8 protein-coding genes and 1 pseudogene are annotated in these 6295 nt (G+C 42.2%); 7 read left to right on the top strand and 2 right to left on the bottom strand.

What is annotated here, in order from left to right; all coding sequences use genetic code 11:
* Positions 1-137: 137 nt before the first annotated feature.
* Complete coding sequence (locus tag ACKPEB_RS01180) at positions 138-1193, bottom strand: glycoside hydrolase family 10 protein (protein ID WP_408962937.1); 1056 nt, start codon at positions 1191-1193, stop codon at positions 138-140.
* Positions 1194-1499: 306 nt separating this feature from the next.
* Here ACKPEB_RS01180 and ACKPEB_RS01185 point away from each other — a divergent pair, with 306 nt between their 5' ends.
* The 3 genes from ACKPEB_RS01185 to speD all read left to right on the top strand — a co-directional run bounded on the left by ACKPEB_RS01185 (position 1500) and on the right by speD (position 3600).
* Positions 1500-1781: a hypothetical protein gene (locus ACKPEB_RS01185; protein WP_408962938.1), complete on the top strand. Its 282-nt coding sequence runs from the start codon at positions 1500-1502 to the stop codon at positions 1779-1781.
* Positions 1782-2038: 257 nt separating this feature from the next.
* Positions 2039-3094 (top strand): pentapeptide repeat-containing protein, encoded by a 1056-nt coding sequence (locus ACKPEB_RS01190; RefSeq protein WP_408962939.1) that lies wholly within the window; start codon positions 2039-2041, stop codon positions 3092-3094.
* An 86-nt stretch (positions 3095-3180) separates the two neighbouring features.
* Entirely contained in the window at positions 3181-3600 is a 420-nt protein-coding gene (gene speD, locus ACKPEB_RS01195; RefSeq protein WP_408962940.1) for an adenosylmethionine decarboxylase, read from the top strand.
* Between the two features lie 264 nt (positions 3601-3864).
* On the opposite strand, the gene ACKPEB_RS01200 is transcribed toward speD, so the two are convergent.
* The gene (locus tag ACKPEB_RS01200; protein WP_408962941.1) at positions 3865-4488 is read right to left on the bottom strand and encodes a hypothetical protein; all 624 of its coding nucleotides are present in this window, start codon (positions 4486-4488) and stop codon (positions 3865-3867) included.
* A gap of 182 nt (positions 4489-4670) precedes the next feature.
* Between ACKPEB_RS01200 and queF the strand changes: the two genes are divergently transcribed.
* From queF to ACKPEB_RS01220, 4 genes and pseudogenes are all read left to right on the top strand, one after another.
* Positions 4671-5090, top strand: coding sequence for a preQ(1) synthase (queF, locus tag ACKPEB_RS01205; protein WP_408962942.1), 420 nt, complete (start codon positions 4671-4673; stop codon positions 5088-5090).
* A 249-nt stretch (positions 5091-5339) separates the two neighbouring features.
* Positions 5340-5537, top strand: coding sequence for a 50S ribosomal protein L35 (gene rpmI, locus ACKPEB_RS01210; RefSeq protein ID WP_408962943.1), 198 nt, complete (start codon positions 5340-5342; stop codon positions 5535-5537).
* A 35-nt stretch (positions 5538-5572) separates the two neighbouring features.
* Entirely contained in the window at positions 5573-5929 is a 357-nt protein-coding gene (rplT, locus tag ACKPEB_RS01215) for a 50S ribosomal protein L20 (RefSeq protein ID WP_408962944.1), read from the top strand.
* Between the two features lie 124 nt (positions 5930-6053).
* Positions 6054-6295: pseudogene (locus ACKPEB_RS01220) on the top strand (hypothetical protein); the annotation flags it as partial.

The raw sequence follows: 6295 nt of genomic DNA on the forward strand, positions 1-6295 counted from the left end.
GATAATTTAATATTTTCTATCTCTAAAATATTTGGCATAACCTGAAACCAGCATTGACAGTTACCGAGTACCTAATTTATGATCAAAACCCGTAGGGGTTGGGTCTCCCAACCCTATTATTACCTGAGTTGGGTACTTTACATTAATCTCGCAGGAGTTGCATAGGGGCCTTTTTTCAAAGCATTTGCTAAAGCATTATTATCTAGTCTCAAAGCTTCATAAAAGAAAAACACTTCTCCTTTAATCCCTTTAAAACGATTGTAATCAATCGCCTTTAATAAATCATCCGTACTAATACAATAGGAACCAATTTTTGCTAAAATACCTGGAGATAGTTTAGGTAATTGCCAATCTCTAAACTGAACATCAACTAACTGATCAACTAACCCTTTATAACTCCAAAAATTACGACGATATAACTGAGGATGAATTAAATCGACTAAATCTTGATCAATCCAAGCAATATAATCTTGTAAATATTCATCTAAACCCCATTTATAAATACTAGGAGCCATTGAAACTAACAATTTTGGCTTAATCGCTTTAACTTCTCGACGTAAACGAACTAAAAATTGAGTCAGAATATTAGCTCGCCATTGTACCCATTGGGGATCTTTATGATAGCTCGGAGGTTGACGCCCAAATTCTTCTCGATAACGAGCCACTGTTTTCGCATCATAACCGCCTTCTGACGGCATAGCAGGCATCCGGTCATCTCCTTGAATACCATCAATATCGTATTTTCTAACCACTTCTAAAACCAAACTGAGGACAAAATCCTGCACTTCTGGGTCAAAAGCATTCATCCATTCAAAACCATTTTTAACAACTAAACCTCCAGTCGAATTAATCCCTGACCATCCCGGTTTTTGACCTAGAATTCTACCGCCATTTTGTTGATAAGAACTCGCAAATCCAAATTCAAACCAAGGAATCACTTTCAACCCCACGCGATGAGCTTCCTCAATCACTTCTTGTAGGGGGTCACGTCCCTTAACATAAAAATCAATTTCCACCCCAAAGGTTTGAGCCATAACCTGACTACGATACAAGGTCACACCTTTATTCCAAACCACCGGAAACACCACGTTAAAACCCGTTTCCGCCAGAAATCCCATTGCTTCTGCAATGGTCTGTCGAGAATACAAAACGCGACTATCGGTATTGGTTAGCCAGACACCTCGAACTTCCATAGCATCTCCTACATGACATCGCACTTAATCTTAGATATTGAGGTTTTTCGGGTTTCTGATTTAAAAATCAGTGCTGTATGACCTAACTTTAATCAAAGTTCAAAGGAAAAACCCACCTTGCCCAGTTGAACCTTCAGCTATTATGTTTAACTAAGGAGCAATTTTAACGGATCGAGGTGAAAAGATAAGTTCATCCCTCACAACAGCCCGTAGCAACCCCCTAGAAGGGTCGGGGCGGTCACTGTACCGAATTGATCACAATCAGGAACAATGGGTTGTCAAGGGTTGAGGATATAAACTTCTTTTATGAATATCCCAAATCAACAGCGATGGAGGAGTCTCATTCGGGGTAGACAACTAGCCCGTTATATTCATTTGAAATCTCGATTAGACTTTAGTTGTGGGTTATCCTTAAGTCGTTATTGTCAACCCTTCTCAAAGACTTCTCAGCATTGTCGCTCTTGTATTATTTTTTCTATTCTGCGGGATGTTCCCCTTCATCCGCACTGTGATTTTCAGACATTTTATTCAGCAATCCTTTGGCGAATCATCGCCCAATACACTCGCATTGCAGGTGATACCAGTTAAGCTGAATTCACTTGATATCAGCCGTTCACCGAGATACAGCCCAGTAGCAAAGCCCGATACAGTTAAATCTCCTTTAGGAATTTACACTGAAAACAATTGAGGCTGAGTTATTCAGAATCACTGACTAACCCCTTTGGGAAAGACCCAAGGTTTCAATTGCTCATCGCTCTATTTTTCGTCATGGCCATGAACTTCGTTAAAAGCGATTCATGGTGAATTTTGACTATTAACACATTAAACTAAATCGTTCATTTTTTATGAAGGCTAGTGAAAGTATTGATGTCCGTAAGCTATTAACGCGATATGCTACAGGAGAACGAAATTTTAGTGGCAGCTATCTAATCGATGCCAGCCTAAAAGATACAAATCTCAATCGCATTAATTTGAGTAATGCGGCTTTACAAGGAACCAATTTATCTCGCGCTCGCTTAATTGGCGCTAACTTGAATGGGGCTGATTTCAGTCATGTTAACCTCTCTATGGCCGTATTAGTCGAAGCCAATCTCAGTGGAGCCAGTCTCAGCGATACGATTTTACGCCATGCTGACCTGAGTGGGGTGAGTTTCAGTGGTGCAATTTTATCCCAAACCGATTTAACCGGAGCCAACCTGACTTCGGCGAGTTTAATCTCCGCTTGTCTGCTCAATGGTTGTCAACTGACCGATGCAATTTTAGTGGGTGCAACCCTCAGCCGCGCGATTTTAAGCGGTGCTGATTTAAGCGGTGCGAACCTAACCCGAACGATTTTAAGCGAAGTTGATCTCAGTGGCGCTAATTTAAGTTATGTTAAGTTAGTGCGATCGCATTTGAACCGAGGCAACCTCAGTGGAGCCAACCTGCATCATGCCGATCTCAGTGAAGCCAGTTTGCGAGAAACCAATCTTTGTGTTGCCAACTTGACCCATGTTAACTTACAAGGCGCTGATTTAAGTGGCGCGAACTTAAACGGAGCCAACTTAAACCGAGCCAATCTGCAAGATGCTAACTTGAAAAATGCCAATTTAAACGGCTTGAACTTACAAAATGCCGATTTAAGACACGCAGATTTAACTCAAGCTAACCTCCGGGGTGCTAATTTAACTGGAGCCAATTTAGAAGGAGCAACCCTGTTAGAAGCTGACTTGCGGGGAGCCAACCTCAGCCATGCCAATTTAACCGGAGCCGGACTCCTCTTGACTTCCCTCAAAGGAGCGAATTTAACCGGAGCCAACCTCTGTGACACAAACCTCATCGGTGCAAGTTTGAGTGTTGTGAACCTGAATGACACTGCTCTCGAAGGAGCCATTCTCCCCAACGGAGCCACTTATTCTTAAAGATGAAGTTTTTGTACAATTTCTAAAAATATGTGATATGATAGTAAAGTTTGAGACACTATAGGGTGGAGGTGAAACCGGGTAGAATGAAACAATTGGGAACTCATCTGGTCGTTGACGCTTGGCAGTGTCCCGCAGAACTTCTGAACGATCCCGAACGCATCCGTCGCGCGATGCTTGACGCAATTTCTGCAGGAGGGGCGACCCTCATCGACTTATGTGTACACCAGTTTAGTCCTCACGGAGTAACTGCAACAGCCACATTGGCTGAATCTCATATTGCGATACACACTTGGCCAGAACTGGGATATTTCGCTGCCGACTTGTTCTTTTGTGGAAAAGGTAACCCTCAGCGAGCCATTAAATTTCTCGAAACCGCGCTTCAAGCCAAACAGGTAAGATTCCGAGAATTTAAACGCGGTTATGAACCCGAAGAAACTGAAATTCCAGATTCAATTAGTGAAGAATCTTTAGCGACTTTAGTTGAGACTGGAACTCGCGGTTAAAACCCGTTCATCGGTCAATCGGTCATTGCAATTCAGTCAAGAAAGGTTTTGTTCTTCCTTGTTTTGTTAGTTCTAAGTCTTTCTCGCCATTCAATAGAGGAACCCTTAAACTTAACCTAGAAGTAACATTTCCTTTCTGAAACCTTCGTTACAGTCACTTCACTGCGTGACTCACTCTTGAAAAAGCTACATCAAGATTCATAACTTCAAGCTCAATATTGGCGGAGGGTTTTCCTTCCGCCATTGTTTGTAACAGACACAAATTTAACGTTGTTGGTTCAGCAAAGGACGAACAATCCAATATCCAGCACCAAAGGCAACCACAACAATCACAACAATGGAGACAATCAGCCAAAATCCACTCAGTTCAGAACGCTGAGATTTAGACAACGGACGTAACCGAGGCTCCGGTTGTTCTGTAAAAAACGGTTCTGCTACTTCCGGTGTTAAGGGTTGTTGAGGCGGTTGGACAAAGCGAAAATTCGGTTCAGTGGTTTGGACTGGGGGTTCGGGTGCAACCGAAGGAGGAATGTCTAAAAACGGAGAAGCACCAGAAGTGACAGACCCCATCAGAGGTGCAGGAATTTCAACACTAAAAGGATTAGTTGCGGGAGACGAAAATGTAGATTTTTTCCCCTGACCCACAGTTTGAGCTTTATTAATCACTTGATGTAACTGAATGGCAGCTTGAACCACATTTTCTAGTTCTTGGCGAAGTTGTTGGTTTTGTTGCGTTAGCTGTTGATTCTGGGTTTTGAGGGTGTCTAGTTCAGATTGAACCGTTTGTAACTCAGCCGTCACTTCTCGATAGATAGAAATCGGAATCGATGGAGAGTAGGTACTCGATGCCACTGACGGATTAGGGTTGGATGTGTCAGCATTTTGCATAGGACTTAGGATAAAAGGTGAACATCGGTTGAAAAACCAGTCAAATTAACCCGGGTCAGGTTAGCGTGTTATGTCTCAGGATACCTGTCATGAGAACGATTTGAACCAATTTCTTTAAGAAATTTCAGAAAAACTTCCGTGAGATTCATTAAACTTTAAATAGTTCTTATCAATCCTCAATCATGACTCACTCCTACACTGAAACCCCAGAATCCCTCACCACAAGCTCAGAAGAATTAAAGTATGGTGAACGGGAAATCCTAGAAGGACAACTGATTACCTTCCCTAATCCCAGAATCGGACGTCGCTATGAAGTGCAGATTACTTTACCGGAATTTACTTGTAAATGTCCCTTTTCCGGCTATCCTGATTTTGCCACCATTTATTTAACCTACGTTCCTAATGAACGGGTGGTGGAATTAAAATCCATTAAACTGTATATCAATAGTTATCGCGATCGCTATATTTCCCACGAAGAATCAATTAATCAAATTTTAGATGACTTTGTAGCCGCCGCTGACCCCCTCGAAGTCCGAATTAAAGGCGATTTTAACCCACGCGGTAATGTTCATACTGTTGTGGAAGTCGAACATCGCAAGTAGGGGAAGCAGGGGAAGCAGGAGAGGCAGGGGAAGAAGAGGCAGGGGGAGCAGGGGAGGCAGGGGGAGCAGGGGAGGCAGGGGAAGAAGAGGAGAAGGGAAGAAATAATTTTTTCCCTATTGCCTATTGCCTATTTCCCATTCGTAATTCGTAATTCGTAATTCCCCATTCCCTGTTCCCTATTCCCTCCCCTTGTGAGAATTTCAACTCCCATGATATAATTGTAGGCTGTGTCGAATTTAGGCGAATCCATGCCCAAACTCAAAACTCGTAAATCCGCAGCCAGACGTTTTAGAGTCACAGGCAGTGGAAAAATTGCACGTCGTCGGGCTTACAAAAGCCATTTATTACAACATAAAAGCTCTGCCCGCAAACGCCATTTGTCTAATATGGCTCTAGTGAGTGAGACTCAAGAAGACAACGTGCGTTTGATGCTGCCTTATTTGTAAGCCTCTAAGCAAAATTTAATTAAAGGAAACGTAAAATGACCCGAGTTAAACGCGGTAATGTTGCTCGCAAACGCCGCAAAAAAATACTGAAACTTGCCAAAGGATTCCGGGGTTGTCAGTCCACGAACTTCCGCACCGCGAATCAAAGAGTGATGCAGGCGTTGAAAAATGCCTATCGAGATCGTCGCAACCGCAAACGCGACTTTAGACGGTTATGGATTACTCGGATTAATGCGGCGGCTCGCATCAACGGCATCAGCTATAGTCAGTTAATTGGCAATATGAAAAAAGCCAATATCTTAATCAATCGCAAAATGTTAGCACAACTGGCTGTTTTAGATCCCGAAACCTTTGGGAAAGTGGTTGATCTGGCCAAAAGTGGAGCGAAGTAGTTTTAATTCAATAAAACAGACTGTTAAACTGAATAGACAGATTGCCGATTTTCGGCTAAGGTGAAGGGTCAGAGTTAATTGATCCTTCTCCTTTGTGTTTAATTAAAATTTTACTGTCTCAATCATGGATAATAATCTTCCTATTGTCTACTTATTAATTTTAGTGGTGTTGCTTTCTGGTGCACTTGTGTTTTTGATTCGTCAAATTCTGAAAACTCGTCGCACAGAAACCACCCTGTTTGATTTACAAAGTAAATTAGCAAAAGAACAAGGGACAGCCCAGGAATACTATCAATTAGGGAGTATTTATAATGATAAAAAACTCTACTCCCAAGCGGTTACTGTTCTGCAAAAAGCCTTAAAAGT

This window comes from Planktothrix sp. (assembly GCF_046067725.1).
In the GTDB taxonomy this organism is placed as follows: Bacteria; Cyanobacteriota; Cyanobacteriia; order Cyanobacteriales; family Microcoleaceae; genus Planktothrix.

Coding starts and splice junctions, on each gene's coding strand:
- ACKPEB_RS01190 (WP_408962939.1), top strand. CDS start 2,039: ATGAAGGCTAGTGAAAGTATTGATGTCCGTAAGCTATTAACGCGATAT.
- ACKPEB_RS01180 (WP_408962937.1), bottom strand. CDS start 1,193: ATGGAAGTTCGAGGTGTCTGGCTAACCAATACCGATAGTCGCGTTTTG.
- rplT (WP_408962944.1), top strand. CDS start 5,573: ATGACCCGAGTTAAACGCGGTAATGTTGCTCGCAAACGCCGCAAAAAA.
- queF (WP_408962942.1), top strand. CDS start 4,671: ATGACTCACTCCTACACTGAAACCCCAGAATCCCTCACCACAAGCTCA.
- ACKPEB_RS01185 (WP_408962938.1), top strand. CDS start 1,500: ATGAATATCCCAAATCAACAGCGATGGAGGAGTCTCATTCGGGGTAGA.
- rpmI (WP_408962943.1), top strand. CDS start 5,340: ATGCCCAAACTCAAAACTCGTAAATCCGCAGCCAGACGTTTTAGAGTC.
- ACKPEB_RS01200 (WP_408962941.1), bottom strand. CDS start 4,488: ATGCAAAATGCTGACACATCCAACCCTAATCCGTCAGTGGCATCGAGT.
- speD (WP_408962940.1), top strand. CDS start 3,181: ATGAAACAATTGGGAACTCATCTGGTCGTTGACGCTTGGCAGTGTCCC.